1 protein-coding gene is annotated in these 307 nt (G+C 63.2%); it reads left to right on the forward strand.

Features of this window, described 5'->3' with window-relative positions:
- Positions 1-307 (forward strand): PFL_4669 family integrating conjugative element protein (locus KVT32_RS29570; protein WP_217619369.1); only part of this gene is annotated, 307 nt, incomplete at both ends.

The raw sequence follows: 307 nt of genomic DNA on the forward strand, positions 1-307 counted from the left end.
CATCGTCGGCCTGAACGGCTACAGCGCCGTGATGAACAAGATGAAGCGCGGCTCGGAGCAGGACGACCCGTACAGCGACTGGTGGATGTTGCGCATCGAGGAAAAGCTCGACCAGACCAGGACCACGTTGCAATCGCTGCGCGTGCAGGTTGACCAGGCACTGGCCGGCGTGCCTGCGGCGTTGAGCCTGGGTGAGAACCACAACGTGCAGCCGGTGAAGCTCCCCTTGTTCGTGAACGCGCAGCTCGGCTTTGCCGCCGTCTATCTGCTGGCCGACTACGACGACATCGCCCGCAAGCTGATCCTC

The organism is Achromobacter sp. GbtcB20, assembly GCF_019091095.1.
Classification (GTDB): Bacteria; Pseudomonadota; Gammaproteobacteria; order Burkholderiales; family Burkholderiaceae_B; genus Achromobacter; species Achromobacter mucicolens.